This is a genomic window from Chryseobacterium sp. B21-037, from assembly GCF_028570785.1.
Taxonomy (GTDB): domain Bacteria; phylum Bacteroidota; class Bacteroidia; order Flavobacteriales; family Weeksellaceae; genus Chryseobacterium; species Chryseobacterium proteolyticum.
Genome location: NZ_JALGCB010000001.1, coordinates 651,590 through 671,756 on the forward strand (window position 1 = coordinate 651,590; position 20,167 = coordinate 671,756).

The 20,167-nt window shown below is 37.0% G+C and carries 23 protein-coding genes and 1 tRNA gene; 17 read left to right on the forward strand and 7 right to left on the reverse strand.

All coding sequences use genetic code 11. The features are described 5' to 3' along the window. Positions 1–7: 7 nt before the first annotated feature. The 8 genes from MTQ00_RS02910 (at position 8) to MTQ00_RS02945 (ending at position 5,644) form a co-directional block, all read left to right on the forward strand. Entirely contained in the window at positions 8–373 is a 366-nt protein-coding gene (locus tag MTQ00_RS02910; protein WP_172278087.1) for a response regulator, read from the forward strand. After that, entirely contained in the window at positions 374–1,204 is an 831-nt protein-coding gene (locus MTQ00_RS02915; protein ID WP_273647667.1) for a CheR family methyltransferase, read from the forward strand. 8 nt (positions 1,205–1,212) lie between these two features. Beyond that, on the forward strand, positions 1,213–1,794 hold the full coding sequence (locus tag MTQ00_RS02920; protein WP_273647668.1) for a chemotaxis protein CheB: 582 nt from the start codon (positions 1,213–1,215) through the stop codon (positions 1,792–1,794). 16 nt (positions 1,795–1,810) lie between these two features. Further along, positions 1,811–2,176 carry a response regulator gene (locus MTQ00_RS02925; protein WP_172278092.1) on the forward strand — a complete coding sequence of 122 codons (366 nt, stop codon included), beginning with the start codon at positions 1,811–1,813 and terminating at the stop codon, positions 2,174–2,176. A gap of 172 nt (positions 2,177–2,348) precedes the next feature. Then, positions 2,349–2,840, forward strand: a complete 492-nt coding sequence (locus tag MTQ00_RS02930) for a MarR family winged helix-turn-helix transcriptional regulator (protein ID WP_273647669.1) — start codon at positions 2,349–2,351, stop codon at positions 2,838–2,840. A gap of 6 nt (positions 2,841–2,846) precedes the next feature. Then, on the forward strand, positions 2,847–3,605 hold the full coding sequence (locus MTQ00_RS02935; RefSeq protein WP_172278096.1) for a hypothetical protein: 759 nt from the start codon (positions 2,847–2,849) through the stop codon (positions 3,603–3,605). A gap of 209 nt (positions 3,606–3,814) precedes the next feature. Continuing rightward, the gene (locus MTQ00_RS02940; protein WP_273647670.1) at positions 3,815–4,822 is read left to right on the forward strand and encodes an SDR family oxidoreductase; all 1,008 of its coding nucleotides are present in this window, start codon (positions 3,815–3,817) and stop codon (positions 4,820–4,822) included. 81 nt (positions 4,823–4,903) lie between these two features. Beyond that, entirely contained in the window at positions 4,904–5,644 is a 741-nt protein-coding gene (locus MTQ00_RS02945) for a sterol desaturase family protein (RefSeq protein WP_273647671.1), read from the forward strand. A gap of 20 nt (positions 5,645–5,664) precedes the next feature. Here MTQ00_RS02945 and MTQ00_RS02950 read toward each other — a convergent pair whose 3' ends face one another. The 4 genes from MTQ00_RS02950 to MTQ00_RS02965 all read right to left on the reverse strand — a co-directional run bounded on the left by MTQ00_RS02950 (position 5,665) and on the right by MTQ00_RS02965 (position 8,538). Next, positions 5,665–6,528, reverse strand: a complete 864-nt coding sequence (locus tag MTQ00_RS02950; RefSeq protein WP_273647672.1) for an NAD(P)-dependent oxidoreductase — start codon at positions 6,526–6,528, stop codon at positions 5,665–5,667. Between the two features lie 176 nt (positions 6,529–6,704). Then, positions 6,705–7,061 carry a nuclear transport factor 2 family protein gene (locus tag MTQ00_RS02955; RefSeq protein ID WP_273647673.1) on the reverse strand — a complete coding sequence of 119 codons (357 nt, stop codon included), beginning with the start codon at positions 7,059–7,061 and terminating at the stop codon, positions 6,705–6,707. Then, entirely contained in the window at positions 7,024–7,656 is a 633-nt protein-coding gene (locus MTQ00_RS02960) for an FMN-dependent NADH-azoreductase (protein WP_273647674.1), read from the reverse strand. Before MTQ00_RS02960 ends, MTQ00_RS02955 begins: the two co-directional genes overlap by 38 nt. A gap of 48 nt (positions 7,657–7,704) precedes the next feature. Further along, on the reverse strand, positions 7,705–8,538 hold the full coding sequence (locus MTQ00_RS02965; protein WP_273647675.1) for a sigma-70 family RNA polymerase sigma factor: 834 nt from the start codon (positions 8,536–8,538) through the stop codon (positions 7,705–7,707). Positions 8,539–8,646: 108 nt separating this feature from the next. Between MTQ00_RS02965 and MTQ00_RS02970 the strand changes: the two genes are divergently transcribed. Together MTQ00_RS02970 and MTQ00_RS02975 are read left to right on the forward strand one after the other, a co-directional pair. Further along, positions 8,647–9,210, forward strand: a complete 564-nt coding sequence (locus MTQ00_RS02970) for a Crp/Fnr family transcriptional regulator (protein WP_273651044.1) — start codon at positions 8,647–8,649, stop codon at positions 9,208–9,210. Positions 9,211–9,312: 102 nt separating this feature from the next. After that, complete coding sequence (locus tag MTQ00_RS02975; protein WP_273647676.1) at positions 9,313–9,702, forward strand: RidA family protein; 390 nt, start codon at positions 9,313–9,315, stop codon at positions 9,700–9,702. A 175-nt stretch (positions 9,703–9,877) separates the two neighbouring features. Here MTQ00_RS02975 and MTQ00_RS02980 read toward each other — a convergent pair whose 3' ends face one another. Continuing rightward, positions 9,878–10,939 carry an NADH:flavin oxidoreductase gene (locus MTQ00_RS02980; protein WP_273647677.1) on the reverse strand — a complete coding sequence of 354 codons (1,062 nt, stop codon included), beginning with the start codon at positions 10,937–10,939 and terminating at the stop codon, positions 9,878–9,880. A 135-nt stretch (positions 10,940–11,074) separates the two neighbouring features. Here MTQ00_RS02980 and MTQ00_RS02985 point away from each other — a divergent pair, with 135 nt between their 5' ends. The 4 genes from MTQ00_RS02985 (at position 11,075) to MTQ00_RS03000 (ending at position 13,839) form a co-directional block, all read left to right on the forward strand. After that, entirely contained in the window at positions 11,075–11,416 is a 342-nt protein-coding gene (locus tag MTQ00_RS02985) for a winged helix-turn-helix transcriptional regulator (RefSeq protein WP_172278116.1), read from the forward strand. Positions 11,417–11,673: 257 nt separating this feature from the next. Continuing rightward, positions 11,674–12,732 (forward strand): 3-oxoacyl-ACP synthase III family protein, encoded by a 1,059-nt coding sequence (locus tag MTQ00_RS02990; RefSeq protein WP_172278118.1) that lies wholly within the window; start codon positions 11,674–11,676, stop codon positions 12,730–12,732. 93 nt (positions 12,733–12,825) lie between these two features. After that, a tRNA-Ser gene (locus MTQ00_RS02995) sits at positions 12,826–12,910 on the forward strand. 350 nt (positions 12,911–13,260) lie between these two features. Then, complete coding sequence (locus MTQ00_RS03000) at positions 13,261–13,839, forward strand: Crp/Fnr family transcriptional regulator (protein WP_273651045.1); 579 nt, start codon at positions 13,261–13,263, stop codon at positions 13,837–13,839. Between the two features lie 564 nt (positions 13,840–14,403). Here the strand turns inward: MTQ00_RS03000 and MTQ00_RS03005 are convergent. Continuing rightward, entirely contained in the window at positions 14,404–15,399 is a 996-nt protein-coding gene (locus MTQ00_RS03005; RefSeq protein ID WP_273647678.1) for an SDR family NAD(P)-dependent oxidoreductase, read from the reverse strand. A gap of 36 nt (positions 15,400–15,435) precedes the next feature. Next, positions 15,436–16,203, reverse strand: a complete 768-nt coding sequence (locus MTQ00_RS03010; RefSeq protein WP_273647679.1) for a succinate dehydrogenase/fumarate reductase iron-sulfur subunit — start codon at positions 16,201–16,203, stop codon at positions 15,436–15,438. A 392-nt stretch (positions 16,204–16,595) separates the two neighbouring features. Here MTQ00_RS03010 and MTQ00_RS03015 point away from each other — a divergent pair, with 392 nt between their 5' ends. The 3 genes from MTQ00_RS03015 to MTQ00_RS03025 all read left to right on the forward strand — a co-directional run bounded on the left by MTQ00_RS03015 (position 16,596) and on the right by MTQ00_RS03025 (position 19,816). Continuing rightward, complete coding sequence (locus MTQ00_RS03015) at positions 16,596–16,787, forward strand: DUF3606 domain-containing protein (protein WP_273647680.1); 192 nt, start codon at positions 16,596–16,598, stop codon at positions 16,785–16,787. Positions 16,788–16,880: 93 nt separating this feature from the next. Then, complete coding sequence (ligD, locus tag MTQ00_RS03020) at positions 16,881–19,577, forward strand: DNA ligase D (protein ID WP_273647681.1); 2,697 nt, start codon at positions 16,881–16,883, stop codon at positions 19,575–19,577. Next, positions 19,574–19,816 carry a hypothetical protein gene (locus MTQ00_RS03025; RefSeq protein ID WP_273647682.1) on the forward strand — a complete coding sequence of 81 codons (243 nt, stop codon included), beginning with the start codon at positions 19,574–19,576 and terminating at the stop codon, positions 19,814–19,816. Before ligD ends, MTQ00_RS03025 begins: the two co-directional genes overlap by 4 nt. The last annotated feature ends 351 nt before the right edge of the window (positions 19,817–20,167 follow it).

A 20,167-nucleotide genomic window follows, 5' to 3' on the forward strand; every position in this document is an offset into this window, starting at 1 on the left:
ACTTCTGATGAAAAAAAAGATTTTGATCGTGGATGACGATCCGCGAAACATATTTGCACTTAAACTTACTCTGAAAGCCAGAGGATATCAAATGGAGAGCTGTACAATGGCACAGGAAGCCATTGAACTTTTACAAAAAGACGACCGGATCGGAGTCGTATTGATGGATATGATGATGCCGGAAATGGATGGTTATGAAGCCATCAGGATTATCCGCGAAACGCCTTCGATCAGTAAGGTTCCCATTATTGCCGTGACGGCACAAGCCATGAAGGAAGACCGCCAGAAATGTCTTGATGTTGGAGCACAGGATTATGTGAAAAAGCCTATCGATGTCGATCTTTTATTAACTGCCATTGAAAAACTGTCGTAGATGCTGGAACCAAGTATTGTAAAGGATGAAGAGGTAGAGCATCTGATAAAAGATGTTTATGAACTGTATGGTTATGACTTTTCCATGTACAGCAGGGCTTCGTTTAAACGAAGGGTAAACAGGATCTGCCTGATCGATAAGTTTGCCAGTTTTGCAGAGTTAAGATATACTGTGCTTAATGATCCGGATTATCTGAAGCACTTTATCGAGGAAATTACGGTGAATGTGACGGAAATGTTTCGTGATCCCTATTTTTTCAAAGCATTACGGGAAAATATTTTACCCCAATTGGGAACCTATCCTTTAATCAGAATCTGGGTGGCAGGCTGTTCAACCGGGGAAGAGGCTTATTCTATGGCCATATTATTGAAGGAAGCCGGTCTTTATCAGAAATCACTGATTTATGCTACGGATATTAACCCTTCTGTGCTGGAAACAGCCCGTGCCGGAGTTTTTCCTCTGCAACAGATGAAATTGTATTCAGAGAATTATATACTTTCAGGAGGTAAAAAAGATTTTTCAGATTATTATACGGCCAATTATGATAGTGCAATGTTTGATTCAAGTCTCAAGCAAAAGTTGATTTTGTCTACCCATAATCTGGTGTCAGACAGCTCCTTTAACAGTTTTCAGCTGATTATATGTCGGAATGTGCTCATCTACTTTGATAAAGCTTTACAGGAGCGTGTTTTTCAGCTGTTTGACGATAGCCTTGAAAATCTGGGCTATCTTGCTTTAGGTTCGAAAGAAACTCTTAGATTTTCGAATCTGAACAGATATTATCATCAGGCCGATGATCAGCGGATCTGGAAGAAAGTAGACCATCATTAATATTTTATATGAAAGAAATAGAAGAGAATATTGAACTCATTGTTATAGGAGGTTCTGCGGGAAGCTTAGAGGTGATACTGGATATGGTGAAAAAGCTGGATCATAAGATCAGCTTTCCCATTATATTGGTTGTTCACCGTAAATCTCAATCCGTAAGCATTTTACCGACTTTGCTGCAGCAGTTTTCTTCTATAGAAGTAACGGAAATTGAAGATAAAACAGAAATAAATAATAATCAGATCTATATTGTGCCAGCCGACTATCATCTTTTATTTGAAAGTAAAGAGCTGGTATCTCTTGATAGTTCGGAAAAAATGAATTATTCACGTCCATCGATTGATGTAACCTTTAAGTCAGCTTCAGAAATATATGGGAAAAGTCTTGTCGGAATATTGTTATCCGGTGCTAATGCCGATGGAGTAGAAGGTTTACAGTATATTAAAAAAAATCATGGAAGGGTGTGGATCCAGGACCCGGATACCGCGGAGGTTAACTATATGCCCAGACATGCAGTGGAAGGAGTGAGCTATGATCTCATCATTACTCCTGAAAATCTTGCAGAGTGCATTAATCAATTAAACCGGTTTTAAATTAAAGCTAATATATATGAGTAAGAAGAAAATTTTAATTTTTGATGATGACAAGACGATCCTGGACGTTGCAACCATCATTTTTGAAGAAAGTGGTTATGAAGTAGGGATTTCAGAAACGTCGCATGATATCATCGATAAGGTATCACAGTTTCAGCCGGATGTGATTCTAATGGATAACTGGATTCCCAATATCGGGGGAGTAGAAGCAACGAAACTTCTAAAAAACCATGAAGAGTTCAAAAAGATCCCTGTGATCTACATAACGGCTAACAATGATATCAATGCGTTGGCGGAAAGCGCTCAGGCTGATGATTATATTGCCAAGCCATTCAACCTGGATGATCTTGAAGAAAAGGTAGCTAAATACCTGAAAGGATAAACCGGATAAAAAAGCGTGTTTATCATACCGGATGTATAAAATCCTTACCTGACAAAGTAAGGATTTTTTATTTCTATTCATGATCTTGTACTTTTTTTTCAAAAAATATATAGCCACCTATATAGTTGTGTATATTTTTTTATATATTTGAATGTCCAATATGTACAATTCCATGAACAACGATTTCATAAAAGAGCTTGGCTATAAGGCACTTGATTCCCGGTTTAAAAGGATCAGTGAAAAGATGGCTTACAGTGTGAAGAAACTTTATAAAGATCTTGATTACGACATAGAGCCCAACTGGTATCTGATATTTATGATCCTAAGGGATAAAGGAGAATTATCTCTGATAGATATTGCTGAAAGTCTGGGATATTCCCATCCGTCTGTTGTGGTCACGGTAAAAAAAATGGCGGCCAAAGATTATCTGGATGTAAAAAAAGATGATTCGGATAAAAGAAAACAGATCGTATCACTTTCTCCCAAAGCATTAAGATTAATGCCTGAATTTGAAATGCTCTGGAACAGCTGTGAGGCTGCCATTCTCAAAGTATTGCAGGAAGATCTCACCATCTTAAAATACCTTGATACTATTGAAGCCTCTTTGGAGGAGACCTCCTTTTATTATCGCTTCAAACAGGAGTATAAAAACCAATTAAAATAAAAATCCATGAAAAAATACCTTATCATTCTTCTCTCGGTATTTTGCGTATTTTCCTTTGCAAAAGAGACCAGAATAACCATTAGAGCGAAAGCTAAAGATGCTAAATTCATCGGAAGTTCTCTGGGAGGAGCGTATGTGATTGTAAGGAATAAGATCAATAATACCATTTTGGCTGAAGGAAAAACCAGTGGCAGTACAGGAAATACGGATCTGATCATGAAAGCTCCAAAACATAGAGATAGTTCTATTGTTGATGATGCAACCGGTAAATTTCTGGCCACGGTTAATATTGATGAACCTACTTTTGTAAGTATAGAAGTGTTTTCACCATTCAATCATAAACAGGCACAGGCGAAAGTAAGCACGGAAATATGGCTTATTCCTGGAAAAGATATTCTGGGCGACGGGATCATCCTGGAAATACCCGGGTTTATTATTGATATTTTAAAGCCCCGAACGCATCAATATATCGGATTAAGCTCAATCAGTGGAAAGCCTTTTCAGATACAGGCCAATATTGTTATGATGTGCGGTTGTGTGATCGATAAAGGTGGTGTATGGGATTCCGATAAGTTTGAAACTAAAGCCTTGGTTAATAAAGATGGAAAACGGGTAAGTGAAATCAATTTATCACTAGTCTCTACCAACCTATTTGAAGGGAACACTTCTATTTCTGCACCGGGAAATTATGAGATCATTGTTTATGCTTTTGATCCCAAAACAGGAAACACCGGAGTGGATAAAATCAATTACGTAGTATATTAAAAGATACAGAGGTTTTTATACCTTCTTGTTTATATCCGCATACACTATAGTAAAGCTGATTTATTCGATCTTAATCTATAGTTGTAGTATAGTTGTTTTGAACTTTTTAATTATAAAAAACATATAAAAATTAGAATATTAATGGACTAGATTACCTTTTATGGCATGATAATAGGTTGATTATAAGCATTAACCAAATCAATTACAAAATGAAATCTGAGACTAAATTAAAAAAGAGTATAAGAGGGAAAACCGTAGTCATTACCGGAGGAAGTAGTGGAGTTGGTAAAGCTACTGCGGAAGCATTTGCTTTGGAAGGATGTAATATTGTAGTTGCTGCCCGGGGTAAAGAAGCTCTTGATGAAACCGTGAGCCTTTGCAGGGATCTTGGAGTGGCGGTAATAGGGGTACCTACAGATGTTTCAAAAGCTGAAGAAGTTGCTCATCTTGCTGAAACAGCCATTCAATTTAACGGAAGAATTGACATTTGGGTAAATAATGCCGGTGTCATGGCAAGCGGAAAATTTGAAGAAATACCCATGGAACTCAATGAGCAGGTAATCAAAACAAATTTGTTCGGATATATGCATGGGGCTTACAGTGCGCTCCCCATCTTCAAAAAGCAGCAGGAGGGAATCTTAATTAATAATGTTTCTATCGGTGGTTTTATGCCGGCTCCTTACAGTGCTGTTTATTCATCAACAAAATTCGGAATTCGCGGTATGATGGATTGTCTTCAGGGAGAGATTTCCGATTATCCGGATATTCATATTTGTAATATTTATCCTCAGATTCAAAGATCCACCGGAAATATGCATTCGGCAAAATATTCCGGACTGGATTTTAAAATTCCGCCGTTTGCAGCAGATCCCCGGGACACAGCCAAAAAAATTGTGGAGTTGGCTAAGAACCCCAGAAAAGACCTGTTTCCCGATTTTACCTCATTACTTCTTAAAAATATCTACGGATTATTTCCGAAACCGATCATTAATGTAGCTTCTGCAGGGATGAGAATGATGATGAAAGCTAAAAATGCTCCACCTGATTCGGGTAATATTTTAAAGCCTTCGTCAGAGCCTCACCGCATTTATGGGGAAACCATGCTGCCCGTCCCTTCCAAAAAGACAAAATTAGCCATTGCAGCGGGACTGGGTTTAGGTTTGGCTTACATGATCTTGAAAGCCGATTCCGGAAATAAGCAAATAAAGAATTCTTAATATAAGAAGCGATATTTCAGCAGTAAAATTACTACGCATTTCATTTCGTCCGTTGTCCTGAAATTCATACTTTTATACTTCATGATAGAGAACGGATTTTTGAATTTCAGCGGATCGGGATTTCCCGAATATATAAAAATATTGGAACGGTTGACCTGGTTGGATTGGGTAGGGGCTAGCCTGGCTGTAAATATCGCTTTGTATCTTTTTTCAATAGGTCTTTACCTGAGTATTGAAAAGACCTGTCCCAAAAATAAGCTACAGGAGCATAGTCATCCTGTCATGCGGTCGGATTATTATCTGAGCTTCGTAACCATTCTCTGTAATTGTTTAGTAATGCTCTGCGGTGTTTTCCTTTGGAAAAATCATTGGATTACATTAGGAAATAGGTTTTCAGCGGTTTCCGTTTTTTTAGAGGTCCTGGTATTAATCCTATTAATGGATCTCTGTATGTACTTTTTTCATTTCATTGCCCATACACCTTACTTTTATAAAAGATTGCATGGAAGACATCATGAACATGTTAACACCAACTTCTTAAGCCTTTTTGTATTGCATCCGGCAGAAACAATAGGATTTGGATTGATGATATTGGTCGTACTGGTATGTTACGATTTTTCTGTTCTCTCCATTAGTCTGTATCTTCTTATCAATCTCATTTGGGGAACAATAGGCCATTTGAATAAAGAGTTTTTCCCGCCTCAGTTTAACAAGTATTTTGTGGGAACAACACAATTCCATAACCAACATCATGTAGATGAAACTAAAAACTTTGGTTTCTACACTTCCATCTGGGACAGGATATTCGGGACGTATAAATAATAATGACAGCTGGTTGAATTTTATTTTAATTTTTTAAAACTCCTAAAAGCTTCTGTAACACCATCAAATTTTTCGTTTTTAAAAATACCGGATTCATCAACCCTTTCAAAAGTTTCAGCGGTACCGGCAGCAATTGTATTGGGAAGTCCTTCACTTCTGAGCATATCGGTCAGACCTTTCATTTCATCAATCCTTCTTGAAATATGCTGTGGGTAAGTAGGAGTTGTTTTAATCAGATCCTGATAGGTTCCCGGAAGAAATGCCTGAAGGCTTTCATTCAGTTCATCAAGAATGCCATAATGAGACGCAGCGATCATTGTTTCAAAAAACAAAGCGTTCATTCCTTTATTGACCATTGAAAACAGAAGCTTGTAAGCTGAAGCTGCTTCTGTTTTTTCACCGGCATCTTTTATTTTAAATATCCCGCCGAATTGTTCTGCAAATAAGTTTCTCCAGATACCGCTTACAACAAATGTTGCCTGGTCCGGAACATCTTTGGAAGCACCCATTACCGCTCCGTTTACAAATCTGATATTCCCCGTACTGCACATTTTTTCAATAGATAAAGCAATCTGAGGAGTATTGGAATTGAGATCTATAAAGACAGGTCGGTTATCCGTGTTTTTGAGATGGCCGATTATATTTTCTGCCACCTTCGGACTTGCTTCAGGATTTGCCAATGAAATAATAATATCTGCCTGTTCTGCTATGTTTTGTAGAGTATTCACATCATGGATTCCCGAATCTTTAATATTTTGGAGCGTCACTTGCGACCTTCCTTCACCTGCGGTGATAACCGTATATTTATTTTTGATTAAGGTTCTGGCGATTTGTGTTCCCATGTCTCCGGGAAAAAGAATGGCTATAACAGGTTGGGCAGTCATTATAATTTTAGTTTAACATTCAAATGATGAAGTAAATTATATTGCAAATCTCTTTAATTTTTTTTAATTCCTAAACATATTGCCCCGGATAATTTCTATAGTTTAAAAACCATTATTATACTTACAGCCGGTATAGATATTTTCTATACCGGCTGTAAGTAAGGTTACGGTGAAATTTATTTCTTTTCAATCACCGGAATATTGGTAATGACCTGCCATTTTTCATCCTCCTGTATACATGTAATGGTAGATGAAAAGCGGAGCACATCGCTCTCCAGGCTGAGTTTTGCAATAGCAATATTCCCTTTTTGCTCAATTGAGTCAAAAGCAAGGGTTCTAGGTTTTCCGCCAAAGGTTTTATTGCTGATGTACTCAATGTATTGTTCTTTGGAAATAATAAAAATCCCTTTTTGTTCGAAAAATCCATCCTGAATATTCTGGTAATCTTTGTGAAGAACTTCGTCCATAAGATTCGTATCACTGGTGTCACCTGCTTTAATAAATTTTTCTATAGTCTGTTTTATCTGTTGCATAATCTGATTGATTTAAATGTTGATTAATCTGCTTTCTTTGTTGTTGGATTTTTATAGCTGCTTGCTCCGGATCTACCATTCCATCCATCGGAAAATAACTTATATCTAAGATACCCAGCTGGTTTAATATGCTTGTGACCTGAATTTCAATAGGATTTTTTTCCTGAGAAGCAGGCTGAAGAATACCCAGTGCCGTAATGAGGTATGCTTTTTTACCGGTCAGCAGCCCTTTTATTCCATTGGTGTCATAGGCAAAGGTTTTTTTCGTCCGGACTATAAGGTCAAAATATGCTTTTAATGAAGAGGCAATTCCATAATTGTACATCGGAGAGGTAATAAGGATCTCATCGCAGGAATACAGCTCATCTATAAGCAGATCGGACAATCCGATGTGTCTTGAATGTAATGAGTCATCAAAAAATCCATTGAGTGTTTCCTGGGTCAGATGGGGAATAGGCTGTAAGGTCAGGTCTCTCCGGATAATCATTCCGTCATGATATTTTACTTTCCATTGTTCTGTAAAATAATCACCCATGGAACGGGAATAGGAATCATTTATCCTGAGGCTGCTGTCGAGGCGAAGTAGTGTTGTCATGTTCTGCTTTTTTCTTTAAAGACACACCGCTTCTCGGAAACGTGACGTTTATGTTAATCTTTTTAATTTTTCCGGATCTACTATGGAATAAATCTCCCGGATTCTGCCATCACGATCAACATCTAAAATATGGCAGTTGTATATCTGATTTTCCCTCCAGAAACATATGGCTGGTTGATGACTGAACCTGTGAAAAGTAAAAGGTTTGTGGTTAAGAAACTGCTGCTGGACATAGGCAAGAAGGGCAGCTGTAGCTGATTTTCCTACTTCCACTGCTTTTATCACCCGGACACGCTGTCCGCCATCTGCAGAAAGCCTGATGTCGTTCAGTAAAAGCTCCTCAAGCATCGGGATGCTTCCTTCGCTTAATGCTTTTTGATATTGAGAAAGGGTTTCATGGGAAATCGAAGAGTTGATATGATCTGGCTTATACTCGATATTCTGAAGGTGTTTCGTTGCCCTGCTCAGTAATTTTCTTGAATTTTCAGCAGAGATATCAAGGAGTTGTGCGATTTCCTGGTGGGAATAGTCAAAAGCTTCTTTCAATATATAGACAGCACGTTCTTTAGCCGTTAGTTTTTCTAAAAGAACAAGCAAAGTATAACGGGCAGTCTGTTCCTGAATAAGTCTGTTTTCCACATTATCAAAAGACAACGGTTCCGGAAGCCACTCTCCATATACCATCTTTTTTGTGTGCCTGTTTTTAAAATTTATAGCGTGATTGATGGTGCTTTTTATTAAAAAATTCTTCTCATTCCTGATTTCTGTTTTATCCAATGAAATGTATTTTTCCAGAACATCCTGCACGAGATCCTGTGAATCTTCATATGAACCTGTAATATTATAAGCGTAAGTCAATAGCTGACGATAATTTTCCTGCATGCCTTTTCTATTTAAGACCCATCAGAGGGGAAAAACGTGACCATTCTGATCAAATTAAATGATAAAGAAAGTAAAAGTAGTATTTTTATACTTTCGAAGCTACTACAGATGCAGGATCCGTTAAGAATACATATTGAAAAAGTTGTTCCGGTAAGTGACGAGGAATTTACCATCATTTCCTCGTATTTCACGAGGAAGAAATATAAAAAGTACCAATTCCTGATTCAGGAAGGGGAGTCTGTATCCTGCAATTATTTTGTTCTAAAAGGGCTTTTAAAATTGGTATACACTGATGATACCGATAAAAGCCATATTGTAGGCTTTGCCATGGAAGACTGGTGGGAGAGTGATTTCAAAGCTTTTTACACAGGATCCAGAGCAAAGATGTCTCTGGAATGCGTTGAAGATACGGAAGTTCTGTGTTTAACATTGGAGGGATATAAAAAATTATGCAGTGAGATTCCCAAAATGGAACATTTTTTTCTTGAGAAAGCTTACTTTGGTTTTATATCAGCCCAGCAACGTATACTTTCGATGATGACCTCCTCTACGAAAGAAAGGTATGATCAGCTGCTTAAACAATATCCGGCACTGGTTCAGCGTGTGCCTAAATCTCTTCTTGCTGCTTATCTTGGCGTTTCGAGGGAAACCTTAAGCCGCTTTTCTTTATAAAGGAGTGATCTTCATCACTTCATAATCGTGATCCATGTCAAGAGTTGTTCCAGTGGATGATATATTGCAACTTTGCTACAACAATATAAACAGCAAACAACAATGGAAAAGCGAACAATCAATCCCTGGAACTGGCAAAAAGAAAGAAGCTATTCCCAGGCTGTAGAAGTGAAAAATGCAGAAGCTACCTTATACTGTTCAGGGCAGGCGGCTATTGATCCTGACGGAACTTCGAGTACACAGGATATGAAATCCCAGCTGGAACAGGCTATAACCAATCTGGAGGAAGTAATTACTAGTGCGGGTTATGAATGCAAAGGAATCGTCAGATTAAATATTTACACCACATCTACGAAAGAGCTGTGGCCTCATTTTCCTATCCTTCAGGAGTGGATCGCCAGGCATGGTATTGAACAGGCAGTTACCATACTTGAAGTAACAGGATTGTTTGAAACTTTAACAGTGGAGCTCGAAGCGACCGTGGTGAAATAATGAACAACTTTATTAAAAAAACAAAACCTTCAAGTCTTAAACTTGAAGGTTTTTTATGCCAGTAATTTCCGAATACTTTCTGAAATCCTTTTTGCACATTGGAAATCATCAGGAGATTAGATTTCCGGTTATTGAAGAAAACTTTATATATAAACAAAGAAATTGTTGTAACGGTTTAATACAAAACTCCCATACTTTCTGCTGCAAAGCCTGAAAGTTCTTCTAATTTTCCCTCTTTTACTTTTTTCACCCACTGATAATCGTTCAGTAAAGCACGGCCTACAGCCACTAAGTCGAAATCCTGTCTTTCTAATCTTCTCAGTAATTCCGTAAGGTCAGATTTTTCTGAGCTTTCACCCGCAAATGCCGACATGAAATCACCTTTAAGTCCTACGGACCCTACGGTAATCGTTGGCTGGCCGGTTACTTTTTTTGCCCATCCGGCAAAGTTAAGATCCGAACCTTCAAATTCTGGCTCCCAGAAACGACGTTGTGAACAATGGAAGATATCTACTCCCGCTTCTTTTAAAGGAAGCAACCAATCTTCCATCTCAGAAGGGTTTGTGGCCAGCCTGCTTTTATAATCCTGCTGTTTCCACTGCGAAAGTCGGATGATAATTGTAAAATCTTCTCCTACAGCCGCTCTGATTGCTTTTACTACATCTACAGCAAAGCGGGTTCTTTCCTTTATTGTTTTGCCACCATATTCATCAGTTCTTGTATTGGTAACCTCCCATAGAAACTGGTCGATAAGATAACCGTGAGCACCGTGGATCTCAATACAATCGAAGCCTAAATCTTTAGCTGATTTCGCTGAAGCTGCAAATTGATTTATGGTGTCCTGAATATCTTCCAGAGACATAGTAGAAGCTTTTTCCATTGGAACCAAAGGATAGTCGTCAGATGAACGGGTGTCGCCCACGTGCCATATCTGTGGTCCCATTTTACCCCCGTTATGATGAACCTGATCGATTACATTTTTCCAACCTGCCAATGCTTCAGTACCGTAGAAATCAGGGATGTTCTGCATATTTTTAGAGGCAGGGCGATTGATTACAGTTCCTTCAGAAAGGATTAATCCAACTTCTGAGGCTGCTCTACGGCCATAATAATCTGCAATTTGTTGTGTAGGTACACCATTATCCGATTGTGCTCTTGTCATGGGAGCCATTACAATTCTGTTTTTAAGGTGTAGATTTTTATAGTTAAATGGAGTGAATAACGCGTCTGTACTCATTTTCTATTAATTTTTATTAATAATTTTTATTCTTTTGTTACACAAAGTAACTAATAATAATTCGTTTTTGTACCTATTAGAAAAAAAATTGTGGTAACTTTGTCGTAACAAACGATAGTAACCGGCTTGTAACTTATGAAAGAAAATAAAATAACCCAGCACTGTTGTCCCCTGGTAAAGGCTATGTCTTCCCTGGGAAGTAAATGGAAGCCTGTCATTGTTATGGTAATTAATGACAGAAAATTACGGTTTGGACAGATTGCAGCCCGCATTCATGTCATTTCGCGTAAGGTTCTTACCGACCAGCTAAGAGAAATGGTAGAGGATGGACTGCTAATTAGAGAGGAATTTAAAGAACTGCCACCCCGGGTTGAATATACCCTCACGGAAAAGGGACTTGCTCTTTTGCCCATTTTAAATTTATTGGAAGATTGGGAAAGAAATTATGAAACAAAAGAAGTTTTGGCTGAGGCATAACGTTCTTTGGTTTTATAAGATTAAGAGTTTTTGATGCCAGGTTGATGATTGATTCCTACTCAGTTAAAGATTATTTTATTTTTTTATAAGAGGTGCATTAGTGAATTAAAATTCAGTAAATGCTTATGACATACATAACAGATTAAGTAAAAAAAGAAGACAATCTCTAATCTCAAATACTTTTTTTTATAATTAATCGTTATATTTATCGAATTAATTCTTAAATCAAAAATGGATTAATAGATCATAACTTTTAGATGACCAGTAAAATCATTGGTGTAGGAAACTACATCCCCCCGGAAACCATTACCAATTTATTCTTTGATAAACACAATTTTATAAACAAAAGCGGCGAGTCATTAAAAGAAAGTAATGCTATTATTGCCAGTAAACTCAAGGAGATTACGGGCATTGAAGAAAGAAGATATGCGAGCAATGATCAGGTTACATCCGATCTGGGCTTTATTGCTGCCAAAGCAGCTATCGAAGATGCAGGAATTGATCCTGAAACGTTGGATTATATTATATTTGCCCATAACTTTGGGGACGTCCGCTTTGGAACTGTTCAGTCCGATACGGTTCCGAGTCTTGCCTCAAGGGTGAAACACCTATTAAAAATCAAAAATAATTTTTGCGTCGCCTATGACGTATTATTCGGATGTCCCGGATGGATCGAAGGAATCATCCAGGCCAATGCATTCATTAAATCCGGTATTGCCAAAAGATGCCTGGTTATCGGAGCTGAGACCTTATCAAGGGTAGTGGATATCCACGACCGGGATAGTATGATCTATGCAGATGGGGCAGGGGCAGCCATTCTGGAGATCTCTGAGGAAGAAAACGGAATAAAATCCCATATCTCAGCCTCTTTTACCCTGACCGAAAAAGATTATTTATATTTCGGAAAATCATACAACAATGACAAATGCCCGGATACCAAATACATTAAAATGGATGGGCGTAAAATTTACGAATTTGCTCTTTCAAATGTTCCGGATGCAATGAAGAAATGTCTGGATGACAGTGGCTATGGAATTGATCAGCTGAATAAGATTATCATCCACCAGGCGAATGAGAAAATGGATGAAGCTATTGTTAAAAGATTCTATCAGTTGTACAATACACCTATGCCCGAAGATATTATGCCTATGGTTATCAAAAAACTAGGCAATAGCAGTGTGGCAACAATCCCTTCATTACTAAGCATGATCCTGAAAGATGAACTGGATTCCCATGATATCGATAAAGGAGATATAGTCTTGTTTGCCTCGGTAGGAGCAGGGATGAATATTAATGCATTTGTGTATAAATTTTAATATTTTATTCACAGACTGCTAAAAATATTTTGTCAGAAATAAAAAACTCTCTATATTTGCACCACTGAAAACGAAGGTATAGCCGGAGTTCAGGGAGAGTTGGCAGAGTGGTCGATTGCGGCAGTCTTGAAAACTGTTGACTGTAACAGGTCCGGGGGTTCGAATCCCTCACTCTCCGCAAATGCTTAACAAGAGTTTTTCTGAAAGCGTAAAAACATGAATACATCCTGCAAATTAAGATTTGCAGGATGTATTGTTTTTGGGATGAATGAAATTTCAAAAGCACTTCAAAAAATTTGTGATAACTCTGCAGTAGTTTTTAAATCACTTTAAAATTGCCATAAAAAATAGATTCAAGAGCTGTAAAATACCGGATGTTATGCTTTAATAACTACAGCTTCTCGTTATCGACTTTGATGATCCATTAATGAAGCATTTTTACACATTTTATTTACCAAATAAGTTTTTACGAAGATGATTATTTAAAATTATTAACAGTTAAAAAAAGATTATGTTATTAGCGAAGAAATTTTAAGCTCAGCTGGTGCTGGGTTAAAAAGATACAATCCAGAAGAAACGATTTTTCACGAGGGAGGCGCACCGTTATATTATTATCAAATAGTAAAGGGTGAAGTTAAACTGAATAATTATAATGCCGAAGGAAAAGAATTTATCCAGAATATTCTATTTGATGGACAAAGTTTTGGTGAGTCGCTTTTATTTGATGATAAACCATACCCAATGAGTGCAGTAGCTATCACTGCCAGTACTATTCTTAGATTAAGTAAACGAGATTTTTTAGAGATGCTGGCAAAGCATCCACTTCTCTTTTTTAATTTCTGCAAAGAGCTATCAGACGGGCTGTATTACAAATATATTATGCTTCAAAAAAATTCTCTGGAAAGTCCGGAGGAAAGGCTTATTGGCGTTATGGATTACATGAAAAGTTTTCAAAAAGAGCAAGCTACGTTCTCTTTCCAAGTACCTCTTACAAGACAGCAACTTGCCAGTCTTACAGGAATTCGTGTAGAAACTGCCATAAAAGCTATCAAACGTATGGAAAAAGAAAAAATTGTAAAAATAATTAACAGAAAAATTTTGTATTAATTCGTACCATTATGAAGTCACTCATAAAACCCGAATTACTCTATTGTAAAATTGGTTTGACAATACGATAAATCTACAGTTTTCCCTTGATACATGATAGAGACTGAATTATCAGCCTTTTTAAGAATAAAAGTGGGAAAATAAACACAGTATTATGGGTTTCAAAAAAATATTTTGGCATATATCAGTTAGGCTTTCTGCTTATAAAATTTTACTTACTTCTCTGCTTATAAAGGAGAAATCATCTTTACAAAAAGTTGGAGCTGTATCCCAAAACTGATGCTTTAAATGTACAACTCTAATACAGCCTTAATTTGAAAATGGTCCCTTAAAATCATAAAAGTAGAGGTAGAGAACCTGCTGTAGAAATGTTGTATATAAAAACGAGTACTATTGGTTTGCAGGAAGGCTCAATTTTTTTTAATGATAATAGTACCATGATAGTAGATTAAGAGAAACTTTCAAGAGCAGCCACAATTTCTTTTGACAGGAGTTTAATTAATATCTGAATGGCGTTGAACTTGTTGTATCTGTCCATTTATTTGATCAACAAAACGTGCTGCTTCATTCTTTTTTACTCAGAAAATTCCTGATATGGAAATCGAGGCTGTCTTCCACAGTAATAAATTCATAATTCAAAGTTTTTACAATTTTAGCATTAGACATTTTTGAGAAAGAGGTTAAAAATTCTATGTTTGCTTTGGTCAGTAATCTTAATTTTGGGATTAATCCTCCAGAAAGAATATTTAAAATTCTCCCTATTTTTAAAATGTTCTCAGATAAAATAAAAGGATTAACCGTCTTTTTAATTAGTCTAGACAGATCGCTGTACTTTCTGTTCTCTGAAATGATGATGAAACGTTCTCCGAAAATATTTTTTTCCATCAGTTCGATAGCGATTTCTGCTACATCCCTTACATCTACACATCCTGTTCCGCCAGGGAAAGAATACAATCTGTTAGCAAAAACTTGTAAGAATTCGCCACTGCTTTTTTGCCAGTTACCACTTCCGATAATCATCCCCGGATTAATGATAATGGTATCTAAACCTTGATGAAATGCATCAAGCACCGCTTTATCCGCATTGCATTTTGAGATGGCATATATTGTATTGTTTTCACCGCTGATAAGATCTGAATTTTCATCAATAAGTTTTTCACATTTTCCTTTATTGAAAATAGCTGCGGAACTTACATACAGAAACTTTATTTTATGGAAACGGTGGCAGCATTCAATTATGTTTTCAGTTCCTTCAACATTGACTTGGGTAACATCTTTCTGTTTTTTCGGATCATAAGTTACCTTCGCGGCACAATGATATACCTCCTGAACATCTTTAAGTGCATTTTGCAGACTTTCCTTGTTATGTAAATCTACCGTCACCCATTCTATCTTATTAAAATAGCTTTCAGCATTTTCTGAGTAATACTTCAATGATTGTTTCACTTCTTCCAAATCACTGGAGTCTCTTTTTGTGGCACGCACAGTTCTGCCTCTTTTGAGAAGTTCCAAAACAATTACCCTACCGAGAATTCCGGTAGCTCCGGTTACTAAAATCATTATTAAATAATTAAAATTACAATGTAGAATCTCGCCCTATTCTTCACTAAGCCAGGCATTCATATACTCTCTGTTCATTCTGGCGATAGTATCCAGTGAAATACTTTTGGGGCATTCAATTTCACATGCTCCAATGACAGAGCAATTTCCAAATCCCTCATCATCCATAGCTTTTACCATATTTAAAACCCTTCTCTTTCTTTCAATCTTTCCTTGTGGCAGTAATGCAAAATGAGAAACTTTAGCACCAACAAAAAGCATTGCAGCACCATTCGGACAACAAGCTACACATGCTCCGCAGCTAATGCAGGCGGCAGCGTCCATTGCTTTATCAGCATTCTCTTTGGGAATAGCAATAGCATTGGCATCCAGCGTATTTCCTGAAGTGTTGACAGAAATAAATCCACCTGCTGCCATTATCCTGTCAAAAGCACTACGGTCTGTCATTAAGTCTTTGATAACAGGAAATGCAATACTTCTCCATGGCTCAATGATAATAGTGTCTCCATCGTTAAACATCCTCATATGGAGCTGGCATGTTGTAATTCCTGTGTCCGGACCATGTGCTCTTCCGTTTATGTATAAAGAACACATTCCGCAAATTCCTTCACGACAGTCATGATCAAAAGCAACAGGGTCTTTATTTTCATAAATTAGCTGTTCATTAAGTATATCCAGCATTTCCAGAAAGGAAGAATCGGTAGAAACACCAGAAATTATATATACTTCAAATTTTCCTTTACTTTTTCTATTTTTCTGTCGCCAGATTTTCAAGGTAAGAGATAAATATTTCCTAGTATTCATAGCAGTTTTAAATTTGATTATCAAAGTATAATTAATACCATTATAGTTTTTATGAGTAAAATCATATTATAACTGAATACAGCAGGAAATACTTATTAAAGAAAAGGAAATATAATTTAATGCTATTTTTTCTTGCCTGTGAATACATGGTTACTGAAATCAATTTTACAACCCCCAGTTAATATATTAGCTTTAAGAAACAGATTGCTGTAAAGTCTGACAGATCCGATTTTGATCACTAATTTATTTTTATACAACAATTTTCATTCATAAGTCTTATGTTTTTAAACTTTTTAGTTTTGGTTATCTTATGTAAAAATAAATAATACGTAACGGCGTAATATTTGTATTTTTTTTAATCACCAAATGTAAATCACTTAAAATATTAAACCATGACAGACGATAAATCCAAAAAAGGGAAAAAAGACCGCAAACAGGTAAGTGGTTCAGAAAATTATGAAATCCAGTATTTCAAGGAAAAAATGGGAGTAACCTCACAAGCCGTTGTCGGTGCTATAAAAGAAAACGGTTCTAATGACCGAAAAACATTAGAAGATTACTTAAGGAAGCGTCACCAAAAATAGCAATACTTGCATCATTAGAGTGTCAGCTGTGCATTTGTTAAGTGCGGCCAAATTTTTAGATTCTAAAATCCATTAACTTAAAAAACAATTGGTATGGCTTTAGAAAAATATCGTGAAAAGCGGTCAGAAGAAAAGACTCCCGAACCCTTTGGGGGTAAGCCATCTGGCAAAGAATTGAGGTTTGTTGTTCAGAAACATGATGCTTCCCATCTTCATTACGATTTTCGTCTTGAAATGGACGGAGTGTTAAAAAGTTGGGCGGTTCCTAAAGGACCCTCCCTGGATCCGAATATTAAAAGACTTGCTATGATGGTTGAAGACCATCCATATGATTACCGGGATTTTGAAGGTATTATCCCAAAGGGACAGTATGGTGGGGGTACGGTGATTGTTTGGGACGAAGGTACTTATGAACCTTCGGAGCCAGTGGAAGGAGATTTGAAAAAGCAGGAGGAAAATCTATTGCACCAACTTCATGCCGGTAAGTTGAAAATAAAGCTAAATGGTAAAAAACTAAAAGGAGAATTCGCCTTGGTAAAAGCTTATGGTAGGGGCGAGAATAGCTGGCTTCTGATGAAGCTTGAAGATAAATACGCAACGACCAGGGATATTACATTAAAAGATAAATCCGTGATTTCCAAAAAGACAATAGTCCAGATGGAAAAATCTCCAGATAAAGTTTATGGAAAACCTAATGTAAAAAAGGAGAGTAGGCTCAAAGATAAGACTACTGAAAAAAAAACGACTCCAGAACTCATTGAGGAACAATTAAGCTCAAACAGATCAGAGAAGGAGGATATTGATGTGGATAAGATTTTAAAAGGCGCGCCAAAGAAGGCTTTTTACAATCATGTACAACCAATGCTTGCTACACTTGTGGATAAGCCCTTTGAAGATAAAAATTGGCTCTATGAAGTGAAATGGGATGGGTACAGGGCAGTGTCCTTTTTAAAAGGGGGCAAGGTTGAGATCAAATCTCGTAATGACAAAAGCTTTAACGAGAAATTTTATCCGGTATATGATTCGCTCAAGGCGCTTAATCTTAATGTTATCTTGGATGGAGAAATAGTCGTTGTAGGGGAGGATGGCAAGGCTGACTTCGGATCATTACAAAACTGGCGCAGTGAGGCAGACGGAACTTTACTGTACTATGTCTTTGACATTATATGGCATGATGGAAAGGACCTTACAGACCTTACCTTATGTCAGCGGAAGGAAATTCTAAAAGAAATATTAGAGGAGAATGATATAATAAAAATCAGTACACCATTTTATACTTCCGGGATAGAATTTTTGGAAGCTGCAAAGAACATGGGACTTGAAGGCATAATGGCCAAAAAGAAGGATAGTTTGTACCATGTACATGTAAGGACAAAGGACTGGCTTAAGATCAAAGCCAATAAAAGACAGGAAGTGGTTATTGGAGGTTTTACGTTGAATGATGACTCCAGAAAATCTTTTAGCAGCATCCTTGTAGGAGTTTATGAAGGTAAAGATCTTGTGTATAAAGGAAAAGTGGGCACAGGATTTAATGACAAGTTGCAGAAGGAGATGATGGAACAATTTAAACCACTGTTCACTAATAAGCCTCCTTTTTCTGAGGAGCCTGATGTCAACAAACCTTCCCGATTTCGGCCTAATCCCCCTCATGCTTCCGTTACATGGCTAAAGCCTAAACTTATCTGTGAAATAAGTTTTACAGAAATGACCAGTGATGGAGTCATGCGTCACCCTTCCTTTGAGGGGATGCGGGAAGATAAAGACCCAATGGAAATTATTCTTGAAAAAGAAATTGATACAGCTCAGATTACTGATGAACATCATGAAAAAATAATAAAACCTGCTGGCAAAATGAAAAGGAAAACCTTATTGAATCCTACTGAAAAGACACAGGTGAAAACCGTCAATAAGCACGAACTTAAATTTACAAACCTGGATAAGGTTTTTTGGCCAAAAGCAAAAATTACTAAACGCGATTTGATCAATTACTATTACCAGGTAGCACCATTTATTCTTCCTTATTTAAAGGACCGCCCTCAGAGTATGAACCGATTTCCCAATGGTATTGAAGGTAAAAGCTTTTATTTTAAAAATGTGACAGATACAGCACCGGACTGGGCTGATACTTTTTTGTATAGGAGTGAAACAGATAATGAGGACAAGCACTACCTTGTTGGGAAAGATGAAGCAACATTGTTATATATGGCAAATCTTGGCTGTATAGAGATGAATCCCTGGAATAGTACAATAAAAAAACCTGAACATCCGACATACTGTATCGTAGACCTCGATCCTGATAAAAACTCTTTTGATCAGGTAATCGAAACCGCACAGGTTACAAAACAGATTTTAGATGATATGGGTATAGATTCTTACTGCAAAACAAGTGGATCGACCGGTCTTCATATCTATATTCCGTTGGGAAATAAATATACATATGAACAGTCCAAAGAATTTGCTCGCGTAATAGTCACCTTGGTACATCAAGAACTTCCTGATTATACAAGTTTGGAACGGGTCATTAAAGACCGTAAGGGAAAAATGTATCTTGATTTTTTACAAAACAGGCCTCATGCAACTATTGCATCGGTGTATTCTGTGCGACCAAAACCTGGGGCGACTGTTTCTATGCCTCTGCATTGGGATGAAGTTAAAAAGGGACTTAAAATGAGTGATTTTCATATTTTCAATACGTTGGAGCGATTGCAAAGTGAAGGCGATATATTTAAGCCAGTGCTAGGAAAGGGAATTGACCTTAAAAAGATAATTGATAAATATGCTGGGAAATGAAAAATGCCAGCAAGTCAAAAATAGAGGATACTAACCTAATAAAAAATAATATCATGAACGTCAAAAGAATTTTTGGGACAATATTAACCCTACTTGGGATAGGTGGCCTTATTTATGTAGGAAATGGCTTAATCACCAAAGGTGTAGCCAATATGCCGATTATCGTGGTGGGAATTATCGGTTTACTTTTCTTTTTTGCTGGAATCAGCTTAGTCAAGAATACAAAGGATGAGAGCTAAGCCAGGAAATAGTAATGAAGAAATTACATAGTTCAGATTCTCCGGACTATTACATCAGTAAAAGATTTAATATTCTGTGGTGTCCAGAGATGGACACTGCAGAATATAAGTTTCTTTGCAATTAATGACCGACAATAAAGTTGCCATATATTTTTTGTTTTCAACACTAATTTTCTTCTTCATAGTAAACATCTTGCCTGTCTTTTGATAGCAGTAGATGATATCGAAATCATCTGGCAATTCCAAGTTATAATTGGATTTTTTTGACGGATACCAGATCAAATAATCACACCTTTTAAATTTATTGTTTCATAATTTTTTGCTGTTAGAGCGGAAAATTGGTGAATGAAA

Excerpts from the sequence above, each read along its gene's own strand:
- MTQ00_RS02910 (WP_172278087.1), top strand. The coding sequence starts at position 8 with ATGAAAAAAAAGATTTTGATCGTGGATGACGATCCGCGAAACATATTT.
- MTQ00_RS02915 (WP_273647667.1), top strand. The coding sequence starts at position 374 with ATGCTGGAACCAAGTATTGTAAAGGATGAAGAGGTAGAGCATCTGATA.
- MTQ00_RS02920 (WP_273647668.1), top strand. The coding sequence starts at position 1,213 with ATGAAAGAAATAGAAGAGAATATTGAACTCATTGTTATAGGAGGTTCT.
- MTQ00_RS02925 (WP_172278092.1), top strand. The coding sequence starts at position 1,811 with ATGAGTAAGAAGAAAATTTTAATTTTTGATGATGACAAGACGATCCTG.
- MTQ00_RS02930 (WP_273647669.1), top strand. The coding sequence starts at position 2,349 with ATGAACAACGATTTCATAAAAGAGCTTGGCTATAAGGCACTTGATTCC.
- MTQ00_RS02935 (WP_172278096.1), top strand. The coding sequence starts at position 2,847 with ATGAAAAAATACCTTATCATTCTTCTCTCGGTATTTTGCGTATTTTCC.
- MTQ00_RS02940 (WP_273647670.1), top strand. The coding sequence starts at position 3,815 with ATGAAATCTGAGACTAAATTAAAAAAGAGTATAAGAGGGAAAACCGTA.
- MTQ00_RS02945 (WP_273647671.1), top strand. The coding sequence starts at position 4,904 with ATGATAGAGAACGGATTTTTGAATTTCAGCGGATCGGGATTTCCCGAA.
- MTQ00_RS02950 (WP_273647672.1), bottom strand. The coding sequence starts at position 6,528 with ATGACTGCCCAACCTGTTATAGCCATTCTTTTTCCCGGAGACATGGGA.
- MTQ00_RS02955 (WP_273647673.1), bottom strand. The coding sequence starts at position 7,061 with ATGCAACAGATAAAACAGACTATAGAAAAATTTATTAAAGCAGGTGAC.
- MTQ00_RS02960 (WP_273647674.1), bottom strand. The coding sequence starts at position 7,656 with ATGACAACACTACTTCGCCTCGACAGCAGCCTCAGGATAAATGATTCC.
- MTQ00_RS02965 (WP_273647675.1), bottom strand. The coding sequence starts at position 8,538 with ATGCAGGAAAATTATCGTCAGCTATTGACTTACGCTTATAATATTACA.
- MTQ00_RS02970 (WP_273651044.1), top strand. The coding sequence starts at position 8,647 with ATGCAGGATCCGTTAAGAATACATATTGAAAAAGTTGTTCCGGTAAGT.
- MTQ00_RS02975 (WP_273647676.1), top strand. The coding sequence starts at position 9,313 with ATGGAAAAGCGAACAATCAATCCCTGGAACTGGCAAAAAGAAAGAAGC.
- MTQ00_RS02980 (WP_273647677.1), bottom strand. The coding sequence starts at position 10,939 with ATGAGTACAGACGCGTTATTCACTCCATTTAACTATAAAAATCTACAC.
- MTQ00_RS02985 (WP_172278116.1), top strand. The coding sequence starts at position 11,075 with ATGAAAGAAAATAAAATAACCCAGCACTGTTGTCCCCTGGTAAAGGCT.
- MTQ00_RS02990 (WP_172278118.1), top strand. The coding sequence starts at position 11,674 with ATGACCAGTAAAATCATTGGTGTAGGAAACTACATCCCCCCGGAAACC.
- MTQ00_RS03005 (WP_273647678.1), bottom strand. The coding sequence starts at position 15,399 with ATGATTTTAGTAACCGGAGCTACCGGAATTCTCGGTAGGGTAATTGTT.
- MTQ00_RS03010 (WP_273647679.1), bottom strand. The coding sequence starts at position 16,203 with ATGAATACTAGGAAATATTTATCTCTTACCTTGAAAATCTGGCGACAG.
- MTQ00_RS03015 (WP_273647680.1), top strand. The coding sequence starts at position 16,596 with ATGACAGACGATAAATCCAAAAAAGGGAAAAAAGACCGCAAACAGGTA.
- ligD (WP_273647681.1), top strand. The coding sequence starts at position 16,881 with ATGGCTTTAGAAAAATATCGTGAAAAGCGGTCAGAAGAAAAGACTCCC.
- MTQ00_RS03025 (WP_273647682.1), top strand. The coding sequence starts at position 19,574 with ATGAAAAATGCCAGCAAGTCAAAAATAGAGGATACTAACCTAATAAAA.